Source organism: Marinobacterium lutimaris, from assembly GCF_900108065.1.
GTDB classification, from domain to species: Bacteria; Pseudomonadota; Gammaproteobacteria; order Pseudomonadales; family Balneatricaceae; genus Marinobacterium_D; species Marinobacterium_D lutimaris.
Window position 1 is genome coordinate 236,227 of record NZ_FNVQ01000005.1, and the last position, 26,372, is coordinate 262,598.

At 60.1% G+C, this 26,372-nt stretch carries 25 protein-coding genes; 11 read left to right on the plus strand and 14 right to left on the minus strand.

Features of this window, described 5'->3' with window-relative positions; translation table 11 throughout:
* Window positions 1-70: 70 nt before the first annotated feature.
* The 11 genes from C4S72_RS20470 to C4S72_RS20520 form a co-directional block, all read right to left on the minus strand.
* On the minus strand, window positions 71-1,261 hold the full coding sequence (locus C4S72_RS20470; RefSeq protein WP_104005043.1) for an alpha-hydroxy acid oxidase: 1,191 nt from the start codon (window positions 1,259-1,261) through the stop codon (window positions 71-73).
* A 219-nt stretch (window positions 1,262-1,480) separates the two neighbouring features.
* Window positions 1,481-2,713: an OprD family outer membrane porin gene (locus C4S72_RS20475; protein WP_104005044.1), complete on the minus strand. Its 1,233-nt coding sequence runs from the start codon at window positions 2,711-2,713 to the stop codon at window positions 1,481-1,483.
* 174 nt (window positions 2,714-2,887) lie between these two features.
* Window positions 2,888-3,388: a flavin reductase gene (locus C4S72_RS20480; RefSeq protein WP_104005045.1), complete on the minus strand. Its 501-nt coding sequence runs from the start codon at window positions 3,386-3,388 to the stop codon at window positions 2,888-2,890.
* A 30-nt stretch (window positions 3,389-3,418) separates the two neighbouring features.
* Window positions 3,419-4,378: a PDR/VanB family oxidoreductase gene (locus tag C4S72_RS20485; protein ID WP_104005046.1), complete on the minus strand. Its 960-nt coding sequence runs from the start codon at window positions 4,376-4,378 to the stop codon at window positions 3,419-3,421.
* 100 nt (window positions 4,379-4,478) lie between these two features.
* The gene (locus tag C4S72_RS20490; RefSeq protein ID WP_104005047.1) at window positions 4,479-5,231 is read right to left on the minus strand and encodes an SDR family NAD(P)-dependent oxidoreductase; all 753 of its coding nucleotides are present in this window, start codon (window positions 5,229-5,231) and stop codon (window positions 4,479-4,481) included.
* Window positions 5,232-5,241: 10 nt separating this feature from the next.
* Entirely contained in the window at window positions 5,242-5,724 is a 483-nt protein-coding gene (locus C4S72_RS20495) for an aromatic-ring-hydroxylating dioxygenase subunit beta (protein ID WP_104005048.1), read from the minus strand.
* Between the two features lie 2 nt (window positions 5,725-5,726).
* Window positions 5,727-7,046 (minus strand): aromatic ring-hydroxylating oxygenase subunit alpha, encoded by a 1,320-nt coding sequence (locus C4S72_RS20500; RefSeq protein WP_104005049.1) that lies wholly within the window; start codon window positions 7,044-7,046, stop codon window positions 5,727-5,729.
* Window positions 7,047-7,096: 50 nt separating this feature from the next.
* A complete protein-coding gene (locus C4S72_RS20505; RefSeq protein ID WP_200826847.1) occupies window positions 7,097-7,636 on the minus strand; it encodes a nuclear transport factor 2 family protein in 540 nt (179 codons plus the stop codon).
* Between the two features lie 11 nt (window positions 7,637-7,647).
* A complete protein-coding gene (locus C4S72_RS20510; protein WP_104005050.1) occupies window positions 7,648-8,010 on the minus strand; it encodes an IacB protein in 363 nt (120 codons plus the stop codon).
* Between the two features lie 36 nt (window positions 8,011-8,046).
* Complete coding sequence (locus tag C4S72_RS20515) at window positions 8,047-9,189, minus strand: acyl-CoA dehydrogenase family protein (protein WP_104005051.1); 1,143 nt, start codon at window positions 9,187-9,189, stop codon at window positions 8,047-8,049.
* Window positions 9,190-9,205: 16 nt separating this feature from the next.
* Complete coding sequence (locus C4S72_RS20520) at window positions 9,206-10,342, minus strand: amidase (protein WP_104005246.1); 1,137 nt, start codon at window positions 10,340-10,342, stop codon at window positions 9,206-9,208.
* Between the two features lie 649 nt (window positions 10,343-10,991).
* Between C4S72_RS20520 and C4S72_RS20525 the strand changes: the two genes are divergently transcribed.
* The 8 genes from C4S72_RS20525 to C4S72_RS20560 all read left to right on the plus strand — a co-directional run bounded on the left by C4S72_RS20525 (window position 10,992) and on the right by C4S72_RS20560 (window position 19,877).
* Window positions 10,992-12,137 (plus strand): ABC transporter substrate-binding protein, encoded by a 1,146-nt coding sequence (locus tag C4S72_RS20525; RefSeq protein WP_104005052.1) that lies wholly within the window; start codon window positions 10,992-10,994, stop codon window positions 12,135-12,137.
* Between the two features lie 158 nt (window positions 12,138-12,295).
* A complete protein-coding gene (locus C4S72_RS20530) occupies window positions 12,296-13,339 on the plus strand; it encodes a branched-chain amino acid ABC transporter permease (protein ID WP_104005053.1) in 1,044 nt (347 codons plus the stop codon).
* Window positions 13,336-15,138: a branched-chain amino acid ABC transporter ATP-binding protein/permease gene (locus tag C4S72_RS20535; protein ID WP_104005054.1), complete on the plus strand. Its 1,803-nt coding sequence runs from the start codon at window positions 13,336-13,338 to the stop codon at window positions 15,136-15,138. The genes C4S72_RS20530 and C4S72_RS20535 overlap by 4 nt, the downstream gene beginning before the upstream one ends.
* Window positions 15,138-15,935, plus strand: a complete 798-nt coding sequence (locus tag C4S72_RS20540; RefSeq protein WP_104005055.1) for an ABC transporter ATP-binding protein — start codon at window positions 15,138-15,140, stop codon at window positions 15,933-15,935. The genes C4S72_RS20535 and C4S72_RS20540 overlap by 1 nt, the downstream gene beginning before the upstream one ends.
* 62 nt (window positions 15,936-15,997) lie before the next feature.
* On the plus strand, window positions 15,998-16,996 hold the full coding sequence (locus tag C4S72_RS20545) for a ketopantoate reductase family protein (protein ID WP_235009215.1): 999 nt from the start codon (window positions 15,998-16,000) through the stop codon (window positions 16,994-16,996).
* 46 nt (window positions 16,997-17,042) lie between these two features.
* Window positions 17,043-17,804 carry a class II aldolase/adducin family protein gene (locus C4S72_RS20550; RefSeq protein WP_104005057.1) on the plus strand — a complete coding sequence of 254 codons (762 nt, stop codon included), beginning with the start codon at window positions 17,043-17,045 and terminating at the stop codon, window positions 17,802-17,804.
* A 157-nt stretch (window positions 17,805-17,961) separates the two neighbouring features.
* On the plus strand, window positions 17,962-18,417 hold the full coding sequence (locus C4S72_RS20555; RefSeq protein ID WP_235009216.1) for a MarR family winged helix-turn-helix transcriptional regulator: 456 nt from the start codon (window positions 17,962-17,964) through the stop codon (window positions 18,415-18,417).
* A gap of 188 nt (window positions 18,418-18,605) precedes the next feature.
* On the plus strand, window positions 18,606-19,877 hold the full coding sequence (locus C4S72_RS20560) for an O-acetylhomoserine aminocarboxypropyltransferase/cysteine synthase family protein (protein WP_104005059.1): 1,272 nt from the start codon (window positions 18,606-18,608) through the stop codon (window positions 19,875-19,877).
* 30 nt (window positions 19,878-19,907) lie between these two features.
* On the opposite strand, the gene C4S72_RS20565 is transcribed toward C4S72_RS20560, so the two are convergent.
* Window positions 19,908-20,792, minus strand: a complete 885-nt coding sequence (locus C4S72_RS20565) for a LysR family transcriptional regulator (RefSeq protein WP_104005060.1) — start codon at window positions 20,790-20,792, stop codon at window positions 19,908-19,910.
* A 127-nt stretch (window positions 20,793-20,919) separates the two neighbouring features.
* Here C4S72_RS20565 and C4S72_RS20570 point away from each other — a divergent pair, with 127 nt between their 5' ends.
* The gene (locus tag C4S72_RS20570) at window positions 20,920-21,993 is read left to right on the plus strand and encodes a YeiH family protein (protein WP_160115558.1); all 1,074 of its coding nucleotides are present in this window, start codon (window positions 20,920-20,922) and stop codon (window positions 21,991-21,993) included.
* Here the strand turns inward: C4S72_RS20570 and can are convergent.
* Together can and hemE are read right to left on the minus strand one after the other, a co-directional pair.
* Entirely contained in the window at window positions 21,984-22,652 is a 669-nt protein-coding gene (gene can / locus C4S72_RS20575) for a carbonate dehydratase (RefSeq protein ID WP_104005062.1), read from the minus strand. The two genes, C4S72_RS20570 and can, sit on opposite strands and share 10 nt — an antisense overlap.
* 99 nt (window positions 22,653-22,751) lie before the next feature.
* Window positions 22,752-23,816 carry a uroporphyrinogen decarboxylase gene (gene hemE, locus C4S72_RS20580; protein ID WP_104005063.1) on the minus strand — a complete coding sequence of 355 codons (1,065 nt, stop codon included), beginning with the start codon at window positions 23,814-23,816 and terminating at the stop codon, window positions 22,752-22,754.
* Between the two features lie 260 nt (window positions 23,817-24,076).
* On the opposite strand from hemE, the gene C4S72_RS20585 reads away from it, so the two are divergent.
* Window positions 24,077-25,066, plus strand: a complete 990-nt coding sequence (locus C4S72_RS20585; protein WP_104005064.1) for a ketopantoate reductase family protein — start codon at window positions 24,077-24,079, stop codon at window positions 25,064-25,066.
* A 237-nt stretch (window positions 25,067-25,303) separates the two neighbouring features.
* Window positions 25,304-26,068 (plus strand): AraC family transcriptional regulator, encoded by a 765-nt coding sequence (locus C4S72_RS20590; RefSeq protein WP_104005065.1) that lies wholly within the window; start codon window positions 25,304-25,306, stop codon window positions 26,066-26,068.
* Window positions 26,069-26,372: the final 304 nt, after the last annotated feature.

Consider the following 26,372-nt stretch of genomic DNA (forward strand, 5'->3'; position numbering starts at 1 on the left):
CATTAAAGCTCGGCGGCCCCGGCGCTATCAGTCCGTGCGGAGCCTGTTCAATTCGTTGCCGGGAAACACCTCAGGGGCACGGGGTATATTGCTCGTCCAGCAGCCACTCGGGCCCCAGCTCATCGATACCCGGACAGCCCATCAGATTGAGGCAGCGCTTGAGTTCCTCATCGAGGATATCCAGCACACGGCCCGCCCCCTGAGTGCCGCCGGCAGCGACGCCATAGAGCGTGGAGCGACCCAGCAGCACGCCGTTGGCGCCCAGCGCCAGCGCCTTGACCACATCGGAGCCGCGGCGGATACCGCTATCCATCAACAGCTCTATACGCCCGCTCACCTGTTCGGCGATCCGCGCCAACGCCTGCAGGCCGGACATGGCGCCATCCAGCTGACGCCCACCATGGTTGGTCACCACCAGCGCATCAACGCCAAGGCTGATGGCCCGCTCGGCATCGTCGGGATGCAATACGCCCTTGAGCACCAGCCTGCCGGACCATTGATCGCGGATCCGCGCCAGCTTGTCCCAGTCGAGCAGCGGGTCCATCTGGTCACCGATAAACTTCATCGCGCCGAGCGCGCTGCGTTCCGACTCGGGGAGATAGGGTTCCAGGTTGCCCATCATCGGCACACCGGAGGGGATCATCACCCGACGCAGCCAGCCGGGATGGCGCAGCACGTCGAGCTTGTTGCGAAAACTGAGCTGACGGGGCCGGGCAAAGTTGCGCCGGTCCCATTCACGGTTACCCAGCACCGTGGCATCGCTGGTCACCAGCAGCGCCGCGGCATCAACCGCCTGGGCGCGTTTGATCATATCCACCTGCACGCGGCTGTCGCGCATGGGATAAAGCTGAAACCAGAACGCCAGATCCGGCGCTGCGGCACGCACCTGCTCCATGGTGGCGTTGGATACAGTACTAAGAGCCAGAGGAATCCCCTTGCGGGCAGCCGCTTTGGCCAGCTCGATATCCGCCTGTGGATAAAGCATGCCGTTAAAGCCGGTGGGCGCGATCGCCAGGGGCAGCGACGATGAGCAACCCAGCAGCTGCCGGGAAACCGCCGGCGGATGGCAGGGCTGCAGGGTCTTGGCCTCAAGTCCGTAGCGATCAAAGACGCTGCGGTTAGCGGCCAGCGTGACCTCGTTGTCGGCGCCTCCCGCCAGGTACTCCCAGGCGAAATGCGGCAGCTTATGCCTGGCCAGTGCAGCCATCTCCGCCACGCTCTGAATCCGCTCCATGTTGCTGCCGCGATAGAATCGACGCATGCCTTACTCCTGTGACTGAAACGCAAAAAGGGAGAGCCGGGCTCTCCCAAGGAAACTGCCGACGCTCAAATAGAAGGGGGGATATTCTTCCACGGCAGTTTCATGCGCTTCAATGCGCCGTTGGTTCCGCTCCGGGCGACAAGCAACGGCGGCATCAAAGCGCAGGGCCGGCCAGAGATCGACCGGCCCAAGGTTTAACGGTTAAACGCTTTACCGCTTTTAGAAGTTGAACGTGTAGGTGGTGATGAAACGATATTCATCGTAATCATCGGCCCAGCTACGTTTATGGGCGATGCTACGCAGGTCGAATTTCAGGCCTTTCAGCGCTGCGTTCTGCATCTCGTAGCTCACATAGATATCGCGTTCGGACTGGGACTCATCGGTGCCACCGGCGATATCGATATCGGTACCCTTGATGTAACGGGTGAACAGCTTCATGCCCGGCAAACCGAGGTCCTTGAAGTTGTACCCGTAACGCACACCCCAGGAGCGCTCGTCCGGCATGATGAAGGCGGCGGATGACCAGTGCACGGTGTAAGGCTGGGGCACGTAGCCGTTCAGCGTCGGCACCGGGCGGTCGCCCTTCACGTTCTGATAGCTGAGCGCGAACATGTGGTTACCGGCCAACAGGGTGGCCATGGTGCTGACCACATCCACATCCATGTCACCCTCATACTCCTTGCCTTCGCTTTCGTAATCGAAGTAGCGCAGGTCGGTCTTCAGCTTCATGCCGTTCTCGAAACCGGCCAGGTGCTCAAGTCCGTAGTAGTGCTGATCGTAGAAGTCGTTCAGTCGGCCGAAGAAGTAAGTACCCTTGATGTTCATCGGGAAGGAGTAGGTCGCACCGAAGAAATCCAGACCGTCGGAGCGGTTCTCATCCTGACCACGGAAGACGTAGAACTCCTCTTTATCTGAGGAATCACGGGTGACCGCTTCCCAGAAACGACCGGCGGTGAGCTCCAGGTTCTCGATCGCCGTGGAGTGCAGCATCGCACCCTCGTAGATGGTGTCGAGCACGCGGCTGTCATCATCCCAGGCCACCGGCAGATGCGGACGGTGATCACCGATGGTCAGCTCGGTTTCGCCATACTTGGCCTTCAGCGTCGCACCGGCACGGCCGTAACTGTTAGGGGTGTCATCCTTCTCGGCATCGTACGGCAGAGAGCCATCGTTACCCTCGGAATCAAAGATGTATGCACCGGTTGCAGACATGTCGAGCCCGAACTGGATCGTCGTATCCGTATAGCCGGAGAAAAACTGTAGATCCGCTGCCTGGGACCAGCTACCCACATCCGGAGTATCCCCGTCGTAGTTGCGGTCCAGGTAGAAGTTACGCAGATCCAGCTTGATCTTGCTGTCTTCCACAAAGCCCGCCTGAGCGGCCAGAGGAGACAGGAGCGCTGCCGCTACCGCCAGGGAGATCCCGGTCTTTCGCGAGTGATGCTTCAACATGTTCTAATCCTTCGATATATGTCGATGCGCTTGGCGCATGCGTTGGGTTACAACTTTTACCCACCGATCAGATGGATTTAAAAAGCCGACATCGGCATTTCTCGACACGTTGGGGCGCTTCGCTCACGAAAACGCGAGCAGCGTTTTTATAGGTATGTTGAATCTGTAATCTGCTCAGCTGGCGGCGACGGAACGCTCGCCCAGACAGTGATAGGCTCGGTTGAAATAGACCAGTGCCTCATCGCTGCCGCTCTGGCGGGCATCGACGATCTGGCAGTAAAACACCGTGTGCGAGCCCACCTCGTGCATATCCGCGATGCGGCAGTCGAAGTTCACCAGCGCCTCATCCAGTGCCGGCGCACCGGTGGTGAGATTGGTCCAGCCGTGGCTGGCAAAGCGCTCTTCGCTGGTCAGTTTCGGGTTGGCGAAATCGCCGGACAGCTTCTGGTGGCTGCCGGAGAGCACGTTGACGCAGAGCACGCCGTTTTTCTTGAAGTGCTCGTTGGCAAAGGAGTTACGGTTCATGCAGACCAGCAGGGTCGGCGGCTCCGCCGTGACGCTGGTCACTGCGGTGGCGGTAAAGCCGAACTTGCCGGCTTCGCCGTCGGTGGATATCACCGATACGGCGCCACCGAGCAGCGCCATACCGTTACGGAATGCTTCGAGATCGATCATTGTTCTCTCCTAAATTCGATGGCCGCTGGCTTAGAGATCGAGTACCAGACGCGGCGTTTTCGCCCGTGAACAGCAAATCAGCATCTGGTCGTTGTCCTCTTTCTCCTCATCGGTGAGGAAGACGTCGCGGTGGTCGGGAATACCTTCGTTCACATCGCACAGGCAGGTGCCGCAGGTCCCCTGCTCGCAGGACACCTTGATCTTCATGCCGGCCCGGTTCAGCGCCTGGGCGATACTCTCGTCCGGCTGCACGGTGACGGTGACGTCGCTGAGCTCGGCGTAAACCTCGAACGCCTCGCCGCCGGTTTCCACCTCCACCTGGAAGAACTCCTTGTGGATATGGTCTTCGACAAAGCCCTTGTCGCGGGCGCTCTGCATCACCCATTCCATGAAGCCGTTGGGGCCGCAGGTGTACATATGGGTGCTGTCATCGGCACCCTCGAAGGCGCTATCCAGATCGATGCTTCCGCCATCCTGCTCATCGTCAAAGTGGAAATGCACCTGGCTGGCAAAGGCGCTGGCGGCCAGGTCATCAACGAAAGCGCAGGTGGTGCGGGAACGGCCGCAGTAGTGCAGCTCAAACGCTTTGCCCGCTGTGTGCAGCGCATAGGCCATAGCGATCATCGGCGTGATACCGATACCGCCGCCGATCAGGATGGAGCGCTGCGCAGCCTCGGATAGCGGGAACAGGTTGCGCGGCGCGCTGATCTGCAGCTCGGTACCTTCATGCAGTCTGTCGTGTACCGCCACCGAACCACCGCGGGAGTTAGGGTCGCGCAGAATACCGACACGATAGGCGCTGGTGTCAGCCGGATCGTTGCACAGGGAGTACTGACGGATCAGGTCGTCGCCCAGATGCAGATCGATATGCGCCCCCGCCTCGAAGGCAGGCAGCGCTTTACCGCTCGGGTCCACCAGCTCAAGAGCCACTATCCCTTCGGCCTGCAGTTCACGTTTGCGCACTACTACACTCAGCAGTTCGTCAGTCATCGTATCTCTCCACCCGACACCCTTGGTCGGCACATCCAGCGCGCGGCTCAGCCGCGTCGCGATACAGTTTTCAATGGTTTCCAGACGGGCGTTCTGCGCCTTAGCGCATGAACAGGCCGCCGTTCACATCCCAGGTGGTCCCGGTGGTGAAATAGGCTTCAGGTCGCGCCAGCTGCACCACCATGTCGCCGATAAAGTCGGCATCGCCGAGACGCCCGGCGGGAATCGCCGCGAGCAGCGTCGGCAGGCGCTCTTCCGGTACCAGTGCCTTCACCATCGGTGAATCGATAGGACCCGGCGCTATGGCGTTGACGGTGACACCGCCGCTGGCCAGCTCTTTCGCGAACACCTTGGTCAGCGTCAGGATGCCGCCCTTGGAGGCCGCGTAATGCGCACCGGTAGAGGTACCGCCGTTCTGACCGGCCAGGGAGGCCATGTTGATAATGCGACCGTAGCCCTTGGAGGCCAGGTAGCCACCGATCACCTGGCAGCCGGCAAAGATGCCGCCCAGGTTGATGCTCACCACCTCGTTGAACTCCTCCAGGGAGATTTCCATCACCGGCGTGGCGCGGGTCACGGCGGCGTTATTCACCAGCACATGCAGCTCGCCCCAGCGTTCCAGCACGGCAGCCAGCGCTGTTTCGTAGTCGGTTTTACTGGCCACGTTGAGTGCCACCGCCATGGCGCTGTCGCCGCTTGCATCCAGCTGCTCCACCGCCTTCTGTGCCGCATCCAGGTTGATATCGCTGACCACTATCTTGTAGCCCGCCTGATGCAGGCGCTGGGCAATATGAAAACCCACCCCCTGGGCGGCGCCGGTAACCAGCGCCACCTGTGCTTGTGCTGTAGACATGGGCGACCTCTTAGAAAATGAAGCTGACGGTACGCAGGAAGCCATCGGCGTGAAGCAGCTTCACCACCTTGCGGTCCAGCTTGAAGCCGCCATCGACCGGCTTCAGGGTGTACTCCACGTTGGCCGGGTAGGTCACCAGCTTGCCGTGGCGCAGCTCGTTCAGCGTCATGGCGCAGCGGGCGATCACGACATCATCGCCGGCTTCCAGCACGCGGATACGGGACATCATGCGCACGGTGTAACCCACGGAGTTGGCGGAAACGGACTCGCCGTTTTCCAGACGTGCTACGCGCATGCGGCGCATGTCGGCGTCATCCAGCGCCAGATTCACGGTGTTCAGGTAATCGGTTTCATCCAGGTCTGTGGGCACGATGTACAGCCCCTTCTCGGTCCACAGAGACAGCCAGTCCTGGTAGCCCTTGTGATCCAGCAGGTCCGCTTCGTAACCGATAAATTCGGTGACCTGGGCGAGCAGTTGGGTATTGGATTTCATGCTTACTTCTCCTCGGCGTTGGCTGCGGCGGACATCACCTGCTTGTATTTGCGGTAGGCGCCGCGCATACCGGTTTCGGAACAGACCGCACCCTGGGGGTTGCCGTCTTCCGAGGTGCGCAGTTTGGTCATACCGCGGTTCACCAGGATCCAGCCGTCTTCGCCAGCCATGGAGCCTTTCTGCACACGTTCCCAGGCCTCACCGTCATCCGGCGTACCGAAGCCCATGGGGCCCTGGAAGTGCTCATGCAGACGCATGCGTTTCTGGTTGAACGCGGACGGCGCACCTTCGCCACCCAGCGCCACGTGCTGGATCTCGGTTTCATTCACGGAGACCGGACGCAGGACACGGAAGAACGCCATGGAGCAGGAGACGTTAGGGAACAGGTTGAGGTTGAAACCGGTACCGTGAGCCGCACGCACCAGCTTCTTCACTTCGTCTTCGTTTTTGCCTTCGTCGCGCAGCGCCTGGGCCAGCTCGCTGAAACGCTCCGGGATCGGCTGCTCCAGGTCCGCTTCCAGGTCCACCAGCTGCGGAATCATCACCATGACGCTGTGGCCATTGCCCAGATCTTCGACGAAGCCTTCGCCATCGAGGAAGTCGAAGATGTCAGCGGTGGCATCGTCCAGGGAGGTCACGAAGGACTTGTGCACGATCGGGAAGTGGTAGGCGTCGGTGGTGTTCTCGAGCTGGATCTTCCAGTTGCCCGGGAAGTTGAAACGGTGCTCGCCGAGCACTTTCACCGGGTAGCCGCCGCCCTGTTTCATAAACAGGTCGATCCACTTCTTGGCGCCGCCGAGGAACTCTTCCAGCGGCTCGATATCGTTGTTGAAGGTGGCGAACACCATGCCCTGGTAGGATTCCCAGCGCAGGCTCTCCAGCGGCATCTCTTCCTTGTTGAAGACGTTGTCGTACTCTTCCGGCTTCGGCAGCGCACGCAGCGAACCGTCCAGGCCGTAACCCCAGCCGTGGTAAGGGCAGGTGAAGGCGTTGGTTTTGCCCTTGCGGCCTTCGCAGACGGTGGCGCCACGGTGACGGCAGCGGTTCTGCAGCACGTGGATGTTCATCTTGCGGTCACGGCTCATGATCACCGGATGACGGCCGATCCAGGCGGTCTTGAAGCTGCCCTTCTCCGGCACTTCGCTTTCGTGGCCAACAAAAATCCAGTTCTTGTTGAACACCAGGTCCTGCTCTTCCTCGAAGATCTCGGTATCGGAATAGAGAGCTTTTTTAACGCGGCCGTTCTCGTCATCAACCATGTCGGCTGCGCGCTGGCCGATGCATACGGCATCGACATCTTTCATATCAATCAGGTCACTCATCGATCTATCTCACGTTAAATTCGGGTTGTCTGTCCGGGACTGGCGGCTGGCTACTTTTCCGGCACCGGCAGGTGCGCTTCACTGTTCCAGTGATCCACCGGGCGACTGAACAGGTTTTCGGTCTGAAAGTGCGCCATGCGCCAGCGCAGCCCTTGCGGCCCCTGCTCTCTGCGGAAATCGATCTCCAGCCGCGCGCTGTTCAGGTGCGAACCACCGGCACTGAAGGTGGACACCTGCAGCATGTTCCAGCTGCCGTGGGCCGAATCGCCCTCTACCCGGATCACTTCGGAGCTCAGGTAGTGGACGTTCACCGCGAAGTGGGCGGGCTCAACGCAGTACTTGCCCAGCATCGCCACGATCGCGTCACGTCCCTTATGCCCACCAAAGCTGTTGGCGTAACGGGCGCCCTTGCCTTCCCACACCGCGTCTTCGGTGAACAGGTCACCTAGCTCATCCATCGGTGTGCTGGCGTCCAGGTGATCGCACAGATCCATGTAGCGATTGATGCAGCGGCGGATCGCGTTTTCGCTTTCCAGTGCATCCACTCGCTCAAGCACGGCACTCAGGCTGGCGGTATCGACTTCACTCATTCCGGCTGACCTCAGGCGCGCTGCACGATCAGTTCACGGCCGATGCGGGCTTCCACCTTGGCGTAGCGCCACAGTTTGTAAGGGGTTTCACCCACGGCGGTGCTGCGGAAAAGGTTGCAGCAGGCACAGACGGTGTCATAGTCGGCCACATCGGCCAGCAGGTAGGTGGTCCAGGGATAGCCGGGGGACGGACCGACCATGCTCTGGTCGTCATCCATGTTGCCGATCACGCTGACACCTTCCATGTCGTGAATGCCGTTCCACATTTCGCCAAAGGCGGCCCAGACATCGAGCTGCTCTTCGCGGGGAGCGTCCATGAAGTTCTGGTTGATGCCCATGCAGAACAGGACTCGCAGGGGTTTCTTCTCGCTCATGTGTCTATCTCCTTTGAATTGATTGGAAAGCAGCCCTTAGAGGTAACCGGGCAGCGGATCGTGGCCAAAGAACATGGCACCGGCATTTTTCAGCGTGATGCGGCCCATAAAGGCGTGCTGGGTCACCATGCTTGAGTCGCGCAGAATGCGGGACAGCGGATGGCTGCTGAAGGCGCCGGTCATGCCGGTGACCTCGTAGGTGAGTCGAATCGCCTCGGCACACTCGTGCGCCAGGTTGGTGGTCGCCAGACGCACCAGGTTGGTCTGTTCGGGGGTCGGTTTGCCGCCGGCCAGCACCGCTTCCCAGGCTTCTTCGGTGGCCTGATAGAAGAAGGCGCGGGAGGAGCGCAGCTTGGCTTCCGCCTGGGCGATCTCGATCTGCGCGTACTCTCGCTCACCCAGGTTGGGCGCACCGGTTACCGATTTGCGGCCAGCCGCTTCGCCCTGGACCACATCCAGCGCTTCACGAGCCAGGCCCGCCGCGGTAATCGCCAGTACCTGAGCCGCGAAGGAGAGGCTCGGGTAACGGAAGAAATCGGAATCCAGGTTGGGCTCGCCGCCGCGGATAAAGGTCCACTCTTCCGGCACGAACTGGTTATCCACAACCAGATCGTGGGAGCCGGTACCGACCATGCCGATCACGTCCCAGTTGGGTTTGATGCTGACCTTTTCGGCCGGCAGCACCGCCATGCGCGGCAGCTTCTCATTGTCGTCTTTAATGCCGACGCCGATCAGCGATGCGCCCATGCTGCCGCTGCCAAACTTCCAGGTACCGCTGACCATGAAGCCGCCTTCAACGCGCTCCGCCCTCTGCGGCGGGAAGATCCCGCCGGCAAAGACCACGTCCGGACCGTTGGCCCAAACCTTGTCGATGGTTTCTACCGGCAGAGCCGCCAGGTAGGCCGGGTTCATACCAAAGCTGGCCACCCAGCCGGCGGAGCCGTCCGCTGCAGCAATCGCTTCGACCATCTGCAGAAACTCCATCGGGCTACGCTCATCACCGCCCAACGCTTTCGGAACCATGGCGCGATATACACCGATCTTCCGGAAACGTTCGATGATATCCTGGGAAATGTGCTGCTGATCCTCAAACTCCTGACGGCGCTTACGCACCTCTGCAAGCAGGTCATCGAACTCTGATCCACCCCAGAGCGATTTATCGATCTGATATCCAGACATGGTCTCTGGTCTCCTGTTACTCAACTTCTGCTCTGGTGCTGATCCGGCTGGCAATTGCAGACGCCACTGCACACAGCAGTTCATCGGCGCCGCGTGCCGCTACCAGCTGAAGACCCACGGGCAAACCCGCAGCGCTGACCAGAGGAATGGTGATGGCCGGATGGCCGCTAAGGTTGAAAGGTCGAACAAACCGGGTCATACCCAGCAGTGCGCGGGTATCACCCGCTTCAGAAAGAGGTGCCGGATAATCCGGCATGGTCGGTAGCGCCAGCACTTCACAGCACTCCAGTGCGGCATCCACCTCGGCGGTAAACACTTGGCGTAACGCTTCGGCCTGCTCCAGTTCGGCGTCGGTTGTCTGGCTGGCCGCCAACAGACGCTGAGCCACATCCTCACCGACAAGACCCGTGCCGACCCAGTCGCCACTGGCGACCCAGGACTCGCGATTGATCACCGTCATACCCGCATCGTAAGCCGCGACCATATTCGGAAGATCAACGCTTTTAGCGCGCATTTCGCTACCTGAAAGTGCATTTTCAACAACCGCTTTCACCTCCGGGTTGATCTCTTCGGCGGCGATATTGACGACTCCTATGCGGGCATCACTCACATCCGGCAGCTCGGCAAAGTCGCCGCACAGCACCTGCATCACGCTGATAAGCGTGGCCATATCGCGGGCAAACGGGCCTACGCAATCCAGGCTGGTCTGCGCCGGCATCACGCCTTCGCGGCTGACGCGACCAAAGCTGGGCTTGAGTCCGAAGACACCACAGCAGGCTGCCGGTGTACGGATGGAGCCACCGGTATCGGTACCGAGCGCCGCCTGACAAAGCCCTGCTGCAACGGCAGCGGCGGAGCCACTGGATGAACCACCCGGTACACGATCGGGAAAGCAGGGATTCTCGGGCGTTCCGGTCCAGTGATTGATTCCGGTGGTACCGAAGGCGAGCTCGTGCAGATTGGTCTTGCCGTTGATATGCCAACCGGCATCCAGCAGGCGATGAACAACCTCAGCATGGGACTGAGCCGGCTCTACCTGCTCCAGCGCCCGGCTTCCAGCACGGGTCTGATAGCCAGCCACATCAATGGTGTCTTTCACCATGATGTCTGGACCTTCACTACCCAATGCCAGGGGCTGAATCACGATAGTCATCGACTTACCCATAACTAGAATCTCGATTTAAAAGTCTCTGTATAAGAGGCTTTTTCGGTGACGCAAGATGCTGCGCTCTTTTTTCTAAAATCCTAATTATTAATTGAATTGTCAATTGATTAATTCAAAAAAATAAAAGCCTCTTTTCAGTGCAAAAAAACGCAATACGCTCGCTATTGGTGCGCACGCCATACACCTTAAAAACTCATACAAAAAAATATAACTTATTGTTTTATATGGTTTTAATTTTCATTACCAGAATAGCCACTCGAAATTCAAAAGAGATAGAAAGGCAAAGATCACCGTAGATAAAACCTAAGAAAAGACCGTTTTTTTAGACCGATAAAAAGAACTTTTTTGACGTTTAAAAAACTTCACCAGGAAACAAAAACCCAACAAAAAACCCGAGCGCAAGTAGGTTGATTTTTCAATGAAAAAGGGAAGTTTTCGGTGTGACAAAATCGCAAAATCCGGCCCCCTCCAGGAAACCTTTACAAGCACATTTCAGGGCCGGAAACGATGATCCAGATCTGGTGCAGACGGCATTTCTGGCACGCCCCCTGCTAAGTCATTGACGTCAGGCACGAAAACAGGCCGGACCAAAACACCCCAGACCAAAACACCTATGTTTTACCCCCTGGAGACCGTCATGCTGTTGAAGAAATCCCTTTCTGCTCTACTGCTAGGCTCTGCATTGACTGCTACAGCCGCCCAGGCCGAGGTCAAAATCGGCGTTGTCACCTCTTCCACCGGCCCGATCGCCATGGTTGGCACGTCACAGAAGAACTCCATCCCGTTGCTGCCTGCCAGCGCCGGCGGTGAAACCATCCGCTACATCTCACTGGACGACAGCAGCGACCCGACCGAATCGGTCAAGGCGTTCAAAAAGCTGATCGACGAAGAGCATGTGGATGCGATCATCGGCCCCAGCGGTTCCGCCAACGCCATGGGGGTTATCCAGTTCGCCGCTGAATCCGGCACCCCGATGCTGGCGCCGGTAGGCAGCGCCGCCGTGGTACTGCCGATGACCGAACAGAAAAAATGGGTTTTCAAAACAACACAGAACGATGACCTGATCGCCAAGGCGCTGGTTGACGACATGGCCGCAAAAGGGATTAAAACCCTGGGCCTGATCGGCACTGCGGATCCTTACGGCGAGAACTGGTCACTGGTTGTCGCCAAGCTCTGCGCAGCTGCTGGCATCAAACTGACCGCCGTGGAACGCTTTCAGCGTCAGGACACCTCAATTACCGGACAGAGCCTGAAAGTACTGATGGCCAACCCCGATGCCGTGCTGATTGCAGCGCCGGGCAGCTCTTCCGTCCTGCCGCAGACCACGCTGAAGGACCAGGGTTACCAGGGCCAGATCTACCAGACCCATGGCGCCGCACTGGATCCCTTCCTGAAGCTCGGTGGCAAGGCGGTTGAAGGCACCATTCTCGCGGCCAGTCTGATGCTGGTAATCGACGAGGTAGCCGACAGCCCGTCCAAGACCATCGCGGCCGACTACATGCAGCGCTACAACGATAAGTACGGCGAAAACCCGGCCACCTTCGGCGCCAATGTTTATGACGCTGGCCTGCTGCTGGAAAACGCTATCCCCGCCGCCCTGGAAAAAGGCACGCCCGGCAGCGCCGAGTTCCGTAATGCCCTGCGCGACGCTCTGGAGCAGACCAATGAGCTGGCTGCCACTCAGGGTGTTTACAGCATGACACCGGAAGACCACAGCGGCTTCGATGAGCGTGGCCGCGAAATGATCACCGTGCAGGATGGCAGCTGGAAACTGCTGAAGTGAGACCCGGCAGCCGGGAGCAGGTAACGCTGCTTCCTGGCTGCAGCGTTACCGATTTATTCATTAGATCCATCTCTTAGCCCAACACTTGCCGAACACAGGAAAGCGGCTCAGCCTGCTCCGAGCTCGCTGCCCTGCCGGTACTGAAGGACAGAAACACGATGAACTTCCAGATAGCCGTGCTGCTTGGTCAGGACGGCGTGACCAACGGCGCGATCTACGCTCTGCTAGCCCTATCGATACTGCTGGTGTTTACCGTCACCCGCATCCTGCTGATCCCCCTGGGTGAGTTCGTCACCTACGGCGCCCTGACCATGGCGGCGATCCAGTCCGGGGAGCCGACCGCGCTGGTATGGTTACTGTTGGCATTGATGCTGATCGACTGCGCGCTGGATCTGCGCCTGCTGGTGCAAAACGGCTTCAGTGCGCACAGGGCACGCTGGATAGGACTCAAACTGGGCTATGCCGTGCTGATGTGCGTGCTGATCCAGACCCTGCCGCTGGCAGATATCCCGATGTTTGCGCAGGTGCTGCTGACGCTGGGCCTGCTGGTGCCGCTGGGTCCGATCATCTACCGTCTGTTCTTCCAGCCCATCGCTTCCGCGTCGTCGCTGGTACTGATGATCGTGTCTATCGCGGTGCACGTAGCCATGGTCGGTATCGGCCTGCTGCTGTTCGGACCCGAGGGCGCGCGTACCCAGCCGTTTTCGGATACCGGTTTCAGCCTCGGGCCGGTGATGCTGAAAAGCCAGACCTTGTGGGTCATCCTGGTTTCCGTGGCGCTGATCGTCATGCTGTTTATCGCCTTTGAACGCACCCTTTATGGCAAAGCGCTGCGCGCGACCGCGGTTAACCGCATGGGCGCACGCCTGATGGGAATCTCCCCGGTGTTTGCCGGCAAGGCGACCTTCGCCATGGCCACCTTTATCGGCGCCATGTCCGGCATCCTGATCGCACCGATCACCACGCTCTACTTTGACTCCGGCTTCATCATCAGCCTGAAAGGCTTTGTCGGCGCTATCATCGGCGGCCTGGTGAGCTATCCGCTGGCGGCGGCCGGAGCTGTGGTTGTGGGACTGATCGAAGCCTTCTCCATGTTCTGGGCCAGCTCCTACAAAGAGATCATCGTGTTCACCCTGATTATTCCGTTCCTGCTCTGGCGCTCTCTGACCAGTCACCATGTCGAGGAGGATGAGGAAGAATGAAACCCCGTCACCTGTTAATCGGCTTTATCGTACTGCTGGCGTTCGCGCCGCTGGTGTTACCCACCTTCCAGATCACACTGCTCAACTACATCGGCCTCTATGCGCTGGTGGTACTGGGCCTGGTACTGCTGACCGGCGTCGGCGGCATGACCAGTTTCGGCCAGGCCGCGTTCGTCGGTCTCGGTTCCTATACCAGCGCTTACCTGACCACCACCGAGCAACTGCCCACCTGGCTCGCCTGGGCCAGCGGCTCTCCCTGGCTGTCACTGCTGATCGGCATCCTGCTGACAACCCTGGTGGCGCTGATCCTCGGCGCACTGACGCTGCGTCTGTCCGGCCACTACCTGCCGCTGGGCACCATCGCCTGGGGCATTTCGCTGTACTACCTGTTCGGTACCCTGGAAGGGCTCGGGGGCCATACCGGGGTCAGTGACCTGCCGCCGATCTCCCTGTTCGGCCTGGTGCTGGATAAGGGCGAGGAGATCTACTACCTGATCTGGCTGGTGCTGCTCTGTGCCATCTTTATCACCCAGAACCTGCTCAACTCCCGTGAAGGCCGGGCGATCCGCGCCCTGAAAGGCGGCCAGTTGATGGCCGAGTCCATGGGCGTCAACACCTTCCGCTCCAAGCTGGTCGTATTCCTGATTTCGGCGCTGTTCGCCGCCCTCTCGGGCTGGCTGTACGCCCACACCCAGCGCTTCGTCAACCCGACCCCCTTCGGCCTGAGCATGGCGATCGATTACCTGTTCATGGCGCTGATCGGCGGTGTCGGCAGCGTCTGGGGCGCGCTGATCGGCGCCGGCGTGTTCACCATGCTGAAGCAGGCGCTGCAGGATGTTCTACCGCACCTGCTGGGCAGTAACGGCCAGTATGAAACCATCGTCTTCGGTCTGCTGATCGTGGTGCTGATGCAGAAATCGCCGGGCGGTATCTGGCCGATCCTGATGCGCTTTGTACCGGCTCAGCTGAAGCGTCGTCGCCTGCTGCCGGAAAAACCGGCAACCAGCACCGAACTGCCGCATCGCACCCTGCCGGAACACGGCCAGGTGATCCTGGAAGCGCGCGATGTGACCCGTCGCTTTGGCGGCCTGGTTGCCAACAACAACATGAGCCTGAAGATCCACGCCGGTGAGATTCTCGCCCTGATCGGACCCAACGGCGCCGGCAAGAGCACCATGTTCAACCAGCTCTCCGCCGTCGATACACCCACCTCCGGCGAAGTGCTGTTCCGTGGCGAAAGCCTGAAAGGCAAAAGCTCGCGGGAAGTGGCCAAGATGGGCATGAGCCGCACCTTCCAGCATGTGAAACTGCTGCCGACCATGACGGTACTGGAGAACGTGGCGATCGGCGCCCACCTGCGCGGCAGCAAGGGCGTGATCAGCTCGGCACTGCACCTGGAGCGCCTGGAGGAAACCAGCCTGCTGCAGGAAGCGGAGCGCCAGCTCAAGCGCGTGGGCCTAGGCGACTATCTCTACGAGGAAGCCGGCAGCCTGGCCCTGGGCCAGCAGCGTATCCTGGAGATCGCCCGCGCACTCTGCGCCGATCCCTGCCTGCTGCTGCTGGATGAACCGGCCGCCGGTCTGCGTCACAAGGAGAAACAGGCGCTGGCGGAGCTGCTCAGCAAGCTGCGTGGCGAAGGCATGGCGATCCTGCTGGTCGAGCACGACATGGACTTCGTTATGGGGCTGGTGGATCGCATCGTGGTGATGGAGTTTGGCGAGAAGATCGCCGAGGGCCTGCCGGAAGAGATCCAGACCAACCCGGCCGTACTTGAAGCCTACCTGGGAGGCGCCGACTGATGAATGCCACAACAACCAATACTGCCAACAGCAATGCCAGGAACAGCTCTGGCGAGCTGCTGCTGGATGTCAAACAGCTGCATGTTTCCTACGGCATGGTCGAGGCCGTCACCGGTATCGACCTGCAGGTCCGCGAAGGCCAGATCGTCACCGTTATCGGCCCCAACGGGGCCGGCAAAACCACCCTGCTGTCGGCCATCATCGGCATGCTGAAGTCCAAGGGCGACGTCCACTTCGACGGTAACTTCTACAAGGTGCCGGATGTGGAGCAGATGGTCGGCAAGGGCCTGGGGCTGGTGCCGGAGAAGCGCGAGCTGTTCACCAGTATGAGCGTGGCCGACAACCTGCAGTTGGGCGCTTTTCAGCGCTACCGCCGCGGCGACCGTGGTTACGAAACCACCCTGTCCGAGGTGTACAGCCTGTTCCCGCGCCTGTGGGAGCGCCGCAAACAGCTGGCCGGCACCCTATCCGGGGGCGAGCGCCAGATGCTGGCCATCGGCCGCGCCCTGATGGGCAAGCCGCGCCTGCTGATGCTGGATGAACCGAGCCTGGGCCTGGCGCCGCTGATCACCCGCGAGATCTTCCGCATCTTTGCCGATCTGCGTCGCCAGGGCGTATCGATCCTGCTGGTAGAGCAGAACGCCCGCGCCGCACTGAAAGTGGCCGACTACGCCTACGTACTCGAAGGCGGCCAGGTCGCCATGCAGGGCGAGGCCGCCGATCTGGCCAACGACCCGCGGGTGATCGAGGCGTACCTGGGCCTGGCCAGCAAACACCAGGAACTGCTCTCCAGCTGAACCAACCTGCTCAACGACTGGCCCCTCTCTTTTTCTGGAGGGGCCTTTATTGGAACGACCCGATGAAAGAGATTGGAATGCGCATCTGTATCGCCGGTGCCGGCGCCATAGGCTGCACCCTGGCCGCACGCCTCGCCGCTTCGGGACAAAGCGTCAATGTGCTGGCAAGGGGCGAAACCCTTAACAGCCTGCAGCGCGATGGCGTCTATCTGAACGATTTGGAGGGCGAACACCGGGCCGCCGTAAACGCCAGCGATTCAGCAGAGGCGCTCGGTCCCCAGGATCTGATTTTTGTCTGCACCAAGGAGCCGGCACTGGCCGCAATCATGCGCCAGATCCAGCCGATGCTGCATGAGGATACGGTGGTGATACCGGTGGTGAACGGTGTGCCCTGGTGGTATTTCCAGGGAGTCGATGGCCGCTTTGCCGATCACCGTATCCAGGCCGTCGACCCGGACGGCGAGCTGTCGCGGCTGATTCCGGCCCGACACCTGATCGGCGCGGTGGTGTTTATCACCGCGGTCCGCAAGGCGCCCGGCGTGGTGGAATCCACTAACCCGCATCTGATGATCCTCGGTGAGATCGATCACCAGCTCAGCGAGCGGCTGGAACGGATTCGCAGTCTGGTCGAGAACGCCGGTATCGAAGCCCGCGCCAGCGATAATATCCGCGATCAGATCTGGACCAAGATCACCGCCAACCTGACCTCCAATCCGCTGTCCGTGGTCACCGAGGCAACGCTGGAGCAGATCTACAGCGATGACCACCTGAGCCCGCTGGTGAGGCAGATCTTCGATGAGGTGATCCAGGTGGCTGCCGCCCATGGCGCGCGTATCCGTTTCGATCCACAAACCTTTATGGAGCTCGGCGCCGGTATGGGCGCCGTGAAAACCTCCATGCTGCAGGACCACGAGCAGGGCAGCCCGCTGGAACTCGCGGCTATAGGCCATGCCGTTCTTGAGCTGGCCGAGCTGGTGGGGCTGCAGATGCCGACCACCCGCCATGTACTGGCACTGACCGACTTCATGGCGAATAAACGCCGGTCGGAAAAGGCCGCCTGATCAATCACAAGCCAATAAGTGATATAGCCTTTACAAGGAGATAACCGTGAGCGAGTCAATTACCCGTCCAGAGCATATCAGCGAAGCCGAGTGGGAACTGCGCATCAAGCTGGCCCACTGCTACCACCTGGTGGACTACTTCGGCTGGACCGAGACCATCTTCAACCATATTTCCGCTCGCCTGATGGATCAGGAAGGCTGTTACCTGGTTAACCCCTTCGGTCTGAACTACACCGAAATCACCCCCGCCAACCTGATCAAGGTGGATGTGGACGGCAACAAGCTGGACGACTCTCCGTACGACGGTAACCCGGCGGGATTTGCCCTGCACGGAGCGATCCATGAGGCGCGTGACGACATCCATTGTGTGATTCACACCCACACCAATGCAGTGTCTGCCGTAGCCGCCAAGAAAGACGGCTTTAGCATGAACAACTTCTACGGTGCGCAGATGTATGGCCGGGTAGGTTTCCACGCCTTCGAAGGCATCACCCTGTTCCAGGACGAAAAGAGCCGCATGCTGGAAAGCCTGGGTGACAAGCACGTGCTCATTCTGCGCAACCACGGTATCGCTGTGGGCGAGATGGATATCGAGCGTACCTTCTTCCTGCTATGGAGCGCACAACGCGCCGCTGAAATCCAGGTCGCTGCCGGTGCCGCTGGCGGCGAAGATGTGATTATAGAGGATGCTATCGGCCAGAAATGTGCTGACCTGACACAAATGCTGATCAAGGAAAGCGGCTTCGCCGACAAGTTCTTTAATGCGATGGTTCGCAAGATGGAAGCGGAACGCGGCGCCTGCTGGTAAGTCACCGGTTCTGGGTGCGACGGGGGTCTGCACTACCCTCGCTGCGCCCTTTCTATCCGCGCAGGCTTCCGCTTTATTTGCCCACATCAGTGGGTTTCCCTATAGTTTACGGCTCAGAGAGAGTTATCCTGTCCATATGAGATCTACAGGTTCCCGCTTGCGTCGCTATAACCCCACCAGTGACGATTTCAAAAAAGAGGAATTTCCTCTTTATTGGCTCGCCCGCGTGCATGGCCGTTACACCCTGGCCATGGAAAAAACGCTGAAAAAGATCGGCATGGATATCCCCCGCTACCGCATCCTGTTCATTCTGAAAGAACAGGGAATCTCGAGCATCTCCGAGATCGCGGAGCACGCCGTGGCCAAGCTGCCCACCATCACCAAGACCATCTACCGAATGAAGGATGATGGCCTGGTGGATACGGCGCCAAGCCCCGACGACGGTCGCGTCACCCAGGTCACCCTGACCGCCAAGGGTCAGGAAGCGATCATCAGTATCGAAGAGGCCACCACCAAACTCTTCAACCAGAGTTTCAAGGGCATGACCGAAGCCCAGCTCAAGCGCCTTAACCGGATGCTCGAGACAATCTTCAACAACCTGCCCGAACACTGAGGCGCTTGCCTCAGTGTTGAACCTATCTTCAAACGAAGCTTCAACCAGAGCTTCAACCCGAACATCCACTGACCTTCGTCTGCTACCGCTTTGGGCACCCAGTGCTAGACTCACTGCTCCTATAACTCTCAACTAGCGTTCCAATAGCGCTCTAAAACCCGAATAAAAACAGCAGACAGGACGTTCTCATGAAGCTCGAAACCCTTGCCGTGCACGCCGGATACAGCCCAGACCCCACCACCAAGGCAGTGGCTGTACCTATCTACCAGACCACCTCCTACGCCTTTGATGATGCCCAGCACGGTGCAGACCTGTTCGACCTGAAAGTGGCTGGCAACATCTACACCCGCATCATGAACCCCACCAACGATGTGCTGGAACAGCGCATGGCGGCGCTGGAGGGCGGTATTGCGGGGCTCGCGGTGGCTTCAGGCATGGCGGCGATCACCTACGCGATCCAGACGCTGTGTGAGACCGGTGACAACATCATCTCCACCAGCGAGCTGTATGGAGGCACCTACAACCTGTTTGCCCATACCCTGCCGCGCCAGGGGATCGAAGTGCGTTTTGTGAACAAGCACGACCTGACCCAGATCGAATCGCTGATCGATGATCGCACCAAGGCGGTGTTCTGCGAAACTGTAGGTAACCCCTCCGGCGGCATAATAGACATGGAAAAGGTGGCCGAGCTGGCTCACCGCCACGGCGTGCCGGTAATCGCCGATAACACCGTACCCAGCCCGGTGCTCTGGCGCCCCATCGAGCATGGCGCCGATATCGTCGTCATCTCGGCCACCAAGTACGCCGGCGGCCACGGTAACTCGGTGGGTGGCGTGATTGTCGATTCCGGAAAATTCCCCTGGGACCAGCACAAGCAGCGCTTTGCCCTGCTGAACCAGCCGGACGCGTCCTACCACGGCGTGGTGTATACCGAGGCGTTCGGGCCTGCGGCATTCATCGGCCGTGCCCGCGTGGTGCCGCTACGCAACATGGGCGCGGCGATCTCACCGATGAACGTGTTCCTGATTCTGCAAGGGATCGAAACCCTGCCACTGCGGATGGAGAGAATCTGCGACAGCACCCAGGCGATCGCCGAGTACCTGGAAAACCATCCCGCCGTCACTTGGGTAAAATACGCGGGCCTGGAGAGCCACCCGGATTATCACCTGGCGCAGAAATACATGAACGGCAAGGCCTCCGGCATTCTCAGCTTCGGTCTGAAGAGCGGCCGCGAAGGCACCCGCCGCTTCTACGATGCGCTGGAGGTGTTCACCCGCCTGGTGAATATCGGCGACTGCAAATCTCTGGCGGCGATTCCGGCGGAAACCACCCACCGCCAGCTCAACGATGAGGAACTGGCCTCCGCCGGCGTCTCACCGGAGATGGTGCGTCTGTCGATCGGTATCGAGCACATCGACGACCTTATCGCCGATCTGGACCAGGCGCTGGCCAAGGCCTGACTCTACTCAGGACCCTACTCAGGCCCATGCTCAGGCGCTGCCGGCGGCTTCCTGTTCCGCGAACAGCCGGCAGCGCTCCACGAACTGACGCAGTGGCGCCGTCAAACGTCGCTGCCGGTGTTCGACGATATAGAACCAGCGCTCGATGCGATAATCGGGCGCCAGCTCCACCAGCTCACCGCTAGCCAGCGCCCGGGCCACCACCTGCCGCGACAGACAGCTCACCCCCAGCCCCGCCAGCAGCGCGCTGCGGATCGCTTCCGAACTGCCCAGCTCCAGCGCGATATTGACCCGATCCAGGCCAGATAACAGCTGCTGCTCCACCACGCTGCGGGTACCCGAGCCGGACTCACGCATGATCCAGGGCAGGGTCGCCAGCAGGTCATCGTCCATCACCAGCCGCGCCCAGGGCGAATCGCTGGCGGTGACGATCAACATCTCGTCGCGACACCAGGGCGAGACGCTCAGCTCGGTGTGCTGCACGCCGCCCTCCACCAGCCCCAGCTCCAGCTCGCAACGGGCCACCTGTTCGGCGATCTCATGGGTATTGGCGATGCCCACATGGGCCTTCACCCGCGCCCCAGGCAGCTGCGCCAGCAGCCGCGGCAGCAGGTAGTTGCCGATGGTGGTACTGGCGCCGATTTGCAGCCGACTGCCACCGACATCGAACAGCTTTTCCATCTGTTCCGCCTGGGTCAGCAGCTGCCGCGCCTCCGGATAAAAGCGACGACCATTGCCGTTGAGCACGAGGCGGCGGCCAACGCGGTCGAACAGTTCAGCGCCCAGGCGCTGCTCCAGCTCCTGCAGCGCTGCGCTGGTGGCCGACTGGGATAGCGCGATCGCCTCCCCCGCCGCCGAAGTGGAGCCCTGGCTCGCCACGGCAAGAAACACCTGAACCTGACGCAGTGAAATCAACTTTTCATCCTCTGACTGCTAAAGTCTTACCTATTTTTTAGGTTATTTGTACATATTTAAACCGTTTTACCACTTATAAGCCATTCCCTAGACTCCCTCTCACGTTATGAACCAACGGGAGAGCCCCATGAACCTTCAGCTGACGCAGCCCTACCGGATCCGCCGCAGCCTTAGCGGCACTGGCGGCCTTCTGCCCGGCCTGCTGCTCAGCGCAGGCATTGCGGCACTGGCGATGCTGATCTCCCGTCTGCCCATCCCGCTGGTCGCCACCCTCGGGCCGCTGACCCTGGCGATGCTGCTGGGTCTGCTGCTGGGCCAGCGCCTGCCTGTTTCGGTCAGTAATCACAGCGCCGCCGGTACCGCACTGGCTCGCACCCGTCTGCTGCGTCTGGGGATCATTCTGTACGGTCTGCGCATCAGCTTTGCCGACCTGCTCAACGTGGGTGCGGCAGCACTGGTGATCGATCTCTGCGTGGTGGTCGGTATCTTTCTGCTGGCCGGCTGGGTCGGTACCCGTTTTCTCAAGCTGGAAGCCAAAACCGCACTACTGGTCGGCGCCGGCAGTGCCGTTTGCGGTGCTGCGGCGATACTGGCGATAGCCCCGGCCCTGCGCGCCCGTGCCCAGGATATCCCGGTAGCGATCGCCACCGTGGTGCTCTTCGGCACCGCCTCCATGCTGCTCTATCCCTGGTTCTGGACACTGCCGGCGGTGCAGCAGCTGTTTGGTGGCTCGGAGCTGGATTTCGGCCGTTACCTCGGCGCCACCGTCCACGAGGTGGCCCAGGTTGCCGCCGCGGCAGGAGCGCTGAACGATGAAGCCGGTCAGGCGGCGGTGATCACCAAGCTGATCCGCGTAATGCTGCTGGTGCCGCTGATTCTGGTGGTTTCCAGCTATTTCGGGCGCAAGGAGAGTGATGCCGAGGGCGGCAAAGCAAAGGTAAGTCTGCCCTGGTTTGCGCTGATCTTTCTGCTGATGCCGCTGGTCAACGCCAGTGGCCTGCTGAGCGCTGATGCCCTGGCGCAGATAGAGCAGATCGATACCTTTATGCTGGCCATGGCGATGGCGGCGCTGGGTGTGGAAACCCGGTTTGCGGCATTAAAAAGCAGCGGCGCGCGGCCACTGCTTCTCGGGGGGATACTCTTTATCGTGCTGATCTGCGCCGGGGCTGCGATCAGCGTAGCCAGCGGCTACTACTTCTGAGACAGGCCGCGAACACGGGAAACGGCGGCTTCCATCTGCACAGGAATGCCATGATCGCCTTCGCGACCGCTGACGCAGAAATCCAGATCGGTGAGCTGGCCGTTGGTCAGGCTGTAAACCCAGCCATGCACGGTGAGCTCCTGGCCACGATCCCAGGCATCCTGAACGATGGTGGTGTTACAGACGTTGTTCGCCTGCTCAACCACATTCAGCTCACAAAGCCGGTCATTCTGCTCAATCGTGTCTTCCCAGGGGCCGACCAGCTCGCGATGGGTGTAGTAGACATCACGGATATGGCTAAGCCAGTTGTCGATCAGACCGTGACGCTTGCTATCCATCGCCGCGCGCACACCACCGCAACCGTAATGACCCACCACCATGATGTGCTTCACCTTAAGCACCTCCACCGCGAACTGCAGCACCGACAGGCAGTTCATATCGGAGTGCACCACCAGGTTGGAGACGTTGCGATGTACGAACAGCTCACCGGGTAACAGATCAACGATCTCGTTGGCCGGCACACGGCTGTCGGAACAACCGATCCACAGGTACTCCGGCGCCTGCTGGCCAGCCAGGGTCGGGAAAAAATCCGGATCCTGTTCGCTGATCCGTTCCGACCAGCTGCGGTTTTTTTCAAACAGCTCGTTGAGTCTGTTCATAAGTCTGGGACTGTCCCTGTAGCGATAGATAAAGAGTAAAAACCCCGACAACCTGGGTCGTCGGGGTCGGGTGTCATACTGGAAGCATATAACAAGATGTTACTTATGGTAGGGAACACTCAGTTCGTGAACCGCTTCCACAAAGACACCGGCATGGTCAGGATCGACAAACTGGTGAATGCCGTGACCCAGGTTGAAGACGTGGCCGTTACCCGGACCAAAGCTTTCCAGGATGCGGGAAACCTCGGCACGAATACGGTCCGCCGGCGCATAGAGTACGCTCGGGTCCATATTGCCCTGCAGCGCCACACGGTCACCGACACGACGGCGGGCGTCGCCGATCTCGGTGGTCCAGTCCAGGCCCAGGGCGTCAGCGCCAGCTTCCACCATGGTTTCGAGCCACTGGCCGCCGTTCTTTGTGAACAGGATCACCGGCACACGGCGACCGTCGTTTTCACGGATCAGGCCGGAAACGATGCGCTTCATGTACGCCAGTGAGAACTCGGCATACATCCGGCCGCTGAGGGCGCCGCCCCAGGTATCAAAGATCTGCACCGCCTGGGCGCCGGAACGGATCTGCTCGTTCAGGTAAACGGTGACCGCATCGGCCAGCTTACCGAGCAGCGCGTGCATCACCTCCGGACGCGCGTACATCATCTCCTTAATGTGGCGGAAATCCTTGCTGGAACCACCTTCAACCATGTAGGTCGCCAGGGTCCAGGGGCTGCCCGAGAAACCGATCAGCGGCACACGGCCCATCAGCGCCGAGCGGATCTCACGCACCGCCGCCATGACGTAATCCAGATCTACCGCCGCATCTGGCACAGGCAGGGCCGCCACGTCATCCGCGGTACGCACGACCTTCTTGAAGCGCGGGCCTTCGCCGGCTTCAAAGTAAAGCCCCAGACCCATCGCATCGGGGATGGTGAGAATATCGGAGAACAGGATCGCGGCGTCCAGATCGTAACGCTCCAGCGGCTGCAGCGTCACTTCACACGCCAGCCTCGGGTTCTTGCACAGGCTCATGAAATCGCCCGCCTGGGAGCGAGTTTCGCGGTACTCCGGCAGATAGCGGCCCGCCTGGCGCATCATCCATACCGGTGTACAGTCCACCGGCTCGCGCAGCAGCGCGCGCAGAAAGCGGTCGTTCTTCAGCTCAGCCATGTTCAAATCCTGTAATCGCGGTGAATGTAGTGGCCATGAATAGTAGTAGCCGTAAAATCAGTGGGCCATATTGTACCGGCAAACCAGCAACGATGGGCAGTCTCCACTGCCGCTGATGCTGAGGGTTTTTAACGACATTTTTTGCTCTATATCTGTATATAATCGGGTAATCGAGCCCTGAGGCGCCCCTCACAGGATCCGCAAAACCCACAGGACAGGCTCCCTTTCACCCTCTTCCACCACTCACTTCGGAGACCCCCATGTCAGATCACAACCCACCGCAGTCCTCCAACGCCGCAGCCGCAGTCGCATCCGAAGTTTTTCCCCACATTGTTGTCGTTGGGGCCGGCGCCATGGGCTGTTACTTCGGTGGCATGTTGATCGACGCTGGCCAGCGGGTCTCTCTGATCGACGTGAACCCGGCGCAGATCGATACCATCAATCAACGCGGCCTGATTCTGGAGACCGACGCCGGGCGACGCGAGCTCGCGGCCACCGCAGCACTGGCGCAGGATGTTACCGAGTCTGCTGACCTGGTTATCCTGTTCACCAAAACCCTGCACACCGAAGCCGCCATGGCCTCGATCAGCCATCTGCTGACGCCCTCCAGCGTTATCCTTTCACTGCAGAACGGTCTGGGTAACGCCGAGCGGATTCAAAAATTTCACGACGCCAGCCGCATTGCGGTCGGCACGACGCTGGTGCCCGCCGACCTGCAGGCAGCGGGGCATGTCGTCTCCCACGGGCCTTCCAGCTCACGCATGATGGATGTGAACACCCAGTGTCCCACCTGGATGGAAAACCTGGCCACGGTGTTCAATGCGGCTGGCCTGCACACCGAACTGGACCGGGATATTCACAGCGTCATCTGGTCCAAGGTTGCGTTTAATGCCGCCCTCAACGCGGTCTGTGCCGTCACCGGCGCAACACCGGGCCCCATCGGCCAGGTTGAGGAGGCACTGGCCCTGGTACGTAACATGGTCCATGAAACCGTGCTCGCCGGCAGCGCCCAGGGCGTAACGCTCGATGAAGAACATATCTGGCATAACGTGGAGATGGCGCTGCGCGAACAGCCGAACCACAAACCTTCGATGCTGCAGGATATCGAGCATGGCCGCACCACCGAGATCGATGCCATCAACGGCGCGATTGTCGATGCCGCGCAGCGTGCTGGAATCGAAGCCCCGGTTAATCAGACACTGCTGCAACTGGTTAAACTGAAACAGTTTTTGGCGACCCAGTCCGCCTGAACGAGCGCCTTTACAGGCTCAAAACCGATAACAGAGCGGTGCCCTCTGCCGCTCTGCAAAACCTTGGCGGTCAATCCTTCCAGGGACAGTCCATCCCCAGAGTCCTCGACAGGCACACCCGCCCCTGTGGATAAAATCACCGGCCTCCCCGGCTGATCGATAAGCGATCCAGGCTGGATCTACCCCCGCCCCTGATGCCATACTGTGCCCTGTTTACTTTTTGACCACCTCTGCAGCATGCGCAAACAAACCTCTGTCATCACCCTGCCCTCCCGCGCCGACCAACATGAGCACGGCTACCACCAGCTGGTATTCGGCCTTGAAGGCGACACGGAGTTCGACCTTGCCGGTCACTGCCGGCCGGTGAACTTCGGCTGGGGCTGCCTGATGCCCTCAGCTACGGGACATGCCTTTCATGGCCTGGGCGACAACCGTATCGTTGTCGTCAACCTGCCCACGGCCAGCGATGACAAGCCCTTGCAGGAGCGCATCGAGTCGCTGTTTTCGCGGGCAGATTACTTCAGCTGCGAGCCACAGATGCAGATGCTGGTGCAGGCGTTAAGCCGTGAAATGGAACAGAACCCGGGCGACGCCCTGCTGCAGGAAGCCTGCGCCAGCACGCTGATCTGCGCCCTGCAACGCCAGCAACAGCAGCAGCGCCAGAGCCCGCGCCGTTTCGGGCAACTCAATCTGGATCTGCTCGATGCCTATATCGATACCCATATCGACCGCCGCATCAGCGTCACCGAGCTGGCCGGGCACGCCTGTCTCAGTGACAGTCAGTTCTACCACCTCTTCCGTGAACAGACCGGACAGACGCCTCAACACTATGTGATGGAAAGACGCCTGTTGGCGCTCTCCACCGCGCTGATCAGCAGTGACCGCCCCATTTCCGAGCTGGCGTCCACCTTCGGTTTCGCCAACCAGAGCGCCCTGACCCGCGCCTTTACACGCCGCTTCGAGCTGCCACCGGCACGTTACCGCGCTACCTATCGTCACTGATCTGTTACTTCGATTTCTGACTCTTTCCATACCTCTGTGAATCGGTCGCGCTGACCGATTTTTCAGCCCCGGGTTCAGCCCTATCGTAGAAAGCGGCAAACATTCCAGAGCCTGGGACAAGACCCGATACACCGCCTGTCCTTACTCTTCTTCCAGCTGGGCAGGGTCTACATAACACCAATCCCGCCGATCGATCTGCCCTGGCTTCACCGGGCAGTGATCAGGATTGAGCTAGGCTGTGTATATACCCGGTAATGGAATACCCGTTTTATGCCGCGTAAGAGGAGAGGCTCCTCCTCCATCT